The following is a 3,562-nucleotide window of genomic DNA, read 5'->3' as shown; positions in this document are numbered from 1 at the left end:
CAACACAGATGGATATCGACAGCACAAGCACAACCTGACGAAGTAAATCGAGGTCGCCCACTGCCATATCGAATTTTGACGCACTGCGCTCCTCTAGATCTGGATTTTGACTCTCCACATCCACATCGGAACTTGCTACCAGTGCACCATCTGAGCCGCCTTCAGTGACGGTTAAATCTGTAGACTTGTCTGCCACACTTATTACCTAAATTACACTGGCATGTTCATGAGATCTTTATATGCCTCAACGAGTTTATTGCGAATTTGAACCGTCGCATCAAAAGCGACACTAGACTTGTTACGAGCGATCATAACGTCAGAAAGGGATACATCGGCATCACCACGATCAAAACGGGTTTGTAAATCACCAGATGCTTTTTGAAGTGTGTTCACGTTATTGATGGCTTTAGTTAGGAGATCGTTAAAATCCGCTCCAACTTTCGCCCCACTTGCAGTAGGAGCCGTATTGGTTGCTTCTACCATCATGGCGCGCATTTCTGCCTGAATACCATCAATTTTCATTAGCACCTCTAAGCCAAAAGATTGACTATTAACAAAACTGATTATTGACACAGCAATTAACGTGCCATAAGACATTAGCAATCAATTTACTTACACTTTTCGTCTTATGGCCGTTGTCTGTGTTAATTCGGGATATCTATACCAGCATCACGCATTTTGGCAAGCTTATAGCGCAAGGTTCGAGGGCTTATACCCAGTTTCTCCGCCATTTCTTTGCGTCGACCATTACACTCAACCAAAGTCTCCAAAATAATGGCGTATTCTTGATCGCGCAGCTCGCTGCCTAAGCCTTCTCCACCAGTTACTGGGCGGCTGACACTCTCAGCTTGAGCAACTGGCTTAACATTGGGCACGACCATATCTGCATTTTGCACCACGTGTTGCAAGCTATTGGCATCTTGCCAATCTACGCCCTCGAGCAAAATGTGCTCTGCATCGATGTCGCCATTTTCACTTAATATCAGCGCTCGTTGAACCACGTTATCCAATTCACGAACATTACCCGGCCAAGGGTATTGCAATAGTTTTTCTAACGCAACGGCCGAGAATTGAGGCACTGGCATGCCCATTTTGCTGCAATGACGCTCAGCAAGATGCTTGGCAAGCGGTGCAATATCGCCTTTACGTTCTTTAAGTGCAGGCCACGCAATTGGGAATACATTCAGGCGGTAATATAAGTCCTCTCTGAAGTTTCCTTCTGACACGTATTGCTTAAGATCACGGTTACTCGTCGCTAACACACGAACATCTAACTTGATGCTTTTGCGACTGCCTAGGCGCTCTACTTCTCGCTCTTGCAAAACACGCAACAACTTCGCTTGCAGGTTCAGGTCCATTTCGCTGATTTCATCAAGCAAGATTGTGCCACCTTGCGCTTGTTCAAACTTTCCTGGGCATGCCTGAACAGCACCAGTAAATGCACCCTTTTCATAGCCAAACAGTGTTGCTTCGAGCATATTGTCAGGAATCGCGGCACAGTTAATTGCGACAAAAGGACCATTTTTACGATTTGACGCGTTGTGAATATAACGCGACATCACTTCTTTACCTGAGCCACTCGGACCTAGCACCATAACATTCGCATCTGTACGTGCCACTTTATCGGCCAACGCGAGTAAGCGCAGACTTTTCTCATCAGCAACGATAGCATCACCGTTGTCATCACTTTTTATCGGTGCATAACGACTGACCATATTTAGCAACACTTCTGGTGCAAATGGTTTCGCCATGTAGTCAATCGCGCCATCTTTCATTGCAGACACGGCATCTTCAATGTTGGCGTACGCCGTCATTAGCAATACTGGTAAGTTAGGCCAATTCTGCTTGATGCTTTTGAGCAGAGCTAAGCCACCCATACCCGCCATTTGCACATCAGAAACGACGATATCAACCGTATTCGATTTCAGCTTCAACAGTGCATCTTCAGCACAGTCCGCTTCCAACCACTCATACCCTGCCAGAGCCAGAGTATCGACTAGGGCTTCACGAAGACCTTCATCGTCTTCTACGATCAGCACTTTGCTTTGCGCCATTATGATTCTCCAGAAATTGTTATTACCAAAAGCCGCTTATTGCGCTTCTGTTTGCACTCGCTCTAGCGGAATGCACATGGTGAAGCAGGCTCCATCACCCTGCTCTGAAATAAGCTCCAATCGACCGTCATGGGCACGGCAAACCATTTGAACAACTGCCAACCCTAATCCAGTTCCTTGAGAACGTGTGGTAAAAAATGGCTCCATGATTTTGGCTTGCAGTTCTTCGGGCACACCCGGTCCGCTGTCTTGCACAGAAATGCGTAACTCACCATTTACCGGGCGGAAAAAAATATCGACTTGCGATTCTTTACCAGACATTTGAATCGCATTCATGACCAGATTACTTAATGCGGATGCAATGGCGTTCGCATTGCCTAGTAGCTCAGTTTGTTCTTCTTCCACTTCTAGGCAGTAATCAATACTGTTGTTTTTTAGCGCGGTTTCGACCATCGGCTGGTATTCCGCTACCAACTGGGCAATCGTGAATGGCTTAATGACTTTATTATCACCACCTTTAGCAAAAAGCAGCATATCATTAACCTGCTTTTCCAAATCGTGCAGTCGATCCATTAATTTGGTTTGGAAGCGATCTTTTGTCGCTGGAGGAAGATTTGGCGCTCCCAAATTGGATGCATATAACATAGCGCTCGACAGCGGCGTTCTTACTTGGTGAGCAAGCGACGCAACCATACGTCCTAACGACGACAAGCGCTGTAAATCACTGACACGAGCTTGAAGTAAACGGGTTTCGGTTAAATCGGTAATCAGGATCAATTGACCTGTTGTGGACGCCGAGATGGCGAGTCGAACTTTACGGCCATTACGTAATGAAACTTCATGGCCATCATCTTCACGTGGGTCAAACACCGCCTGGATAACGTTGAACCATTTTTCGTTAACCAGTGGAATCTCAAGAATTCGGTGCGCTTCTGGATTTGCTTCACGCACTACTCCGTACGTATCGAGCAAAATCACTCCAGCAGGCATCACATCGAGCACCTGTTTGTAGCGCTCAACCTGATTCTCTACGGAATCTAAATGGGATTGATTGGTGTTGTTATCCATTACTGCCTGTCGAAATATCGCCGCTAAAACTAAAATAGCTTGGTAAGCAATTAGCGTACCAAGCTATTTTTTATATTTATCAGGACGTTAAGCTATCGACAATAAGTTGACACTCAGAGATAACGGTTTTGGATGCCAGAAAAACGATGTTAACTAGCACAAGTGATAATTCAGATATCGTCTTAAAACTTCACTTTACCTAGCGCTGTAAGTTGTACTTACGCATTTTTTCCACCAGCGTAGTACGTCGCATACCCAGCATATCGGCCGCTCTTGCTACAACGCCACCCTGCGCTTCTAATGCTTGGCTGATCATATTAACTTCTAAATCAGCCAGCAGCTCTTTCAAATTAACCCCTTCCGGTGGCAGCGCTTGCGGGGCGTTCATGCTGTGATCAAGGTCGTCTTGATCTTCAAAGCTAAAATCTTCAGAGAAGATA

General features: G+C 45.8%; 4 protein-coding genes and 1 pseudogene. All 5 read right to left on the bottom strand.

Annotation, left to right across the window (positions count from 1 at the left end):
* Window positions 1-196: pseudogene (locus tag IQR33_RS34060) on the bottom strand (flagellar basal body M-ring protein FliF); the annotation flags it as partial.
* A gap of 14 nt (window positions 197-210) precedes the next feature.
* Window positions 211-522, bottom strand: a complete 312-nt coding sequence (gene fliE, locus IQR33_RS22835; RefSeq protein ID WP_005384482.1) for a flagellar hook-basal body complex protein FliE — start codon at window positions 520-522, stop codon at window positions 211-213.
* 122 nt (window positions 523-644) lie between these two features.
* Window positions 645-2,054, bottom strand: coding sequence for a sigma-54-dependent transcriptional regulator (locus IQR33_RS22830; protein WP_054576279.1), 1,410 nt, complete (start codon window positions 2,052-2,054; stop codon window positions 645-647).
* A gap of 36 nt (window positions 2,055-2,090) precedes the next feature.
* A complete protein-coding gene (locus IQR33_RS22825; protein WP_005380459.1) occupies window positions 2,091-3,122 on the bottom strand; it encodes a sensor histidine kinase in 1,032 nt (343 codons plus the stop codon).
* Window positions 3,123-3,321: 199 nt separating this feature from the next.
* Window positions 3,322-3,562, bottom strand: a 241-nt coding sequence (locus tag IQR33_RS22820) for a helix-turn-helix domain-containing protein (protein ID WP_193844069.1), incomplete at its 5' end; no start/stop codon positions are given.

Source organism: Vibrio sp. OPT46 (genome assembly GCF_015163535.1).
Lineage (GTDB): Bacteria > Pseudomonadota > Gammaproteobacteria > Enterobacterales > Vibrionaceae > Vibrio > Vibrio alginolyticus.
The sequence above is the reverse complement of the archived record's forward strand: the minus strand, read 5'-3'. Positions and strand labels throughout refer to the sequence as shown.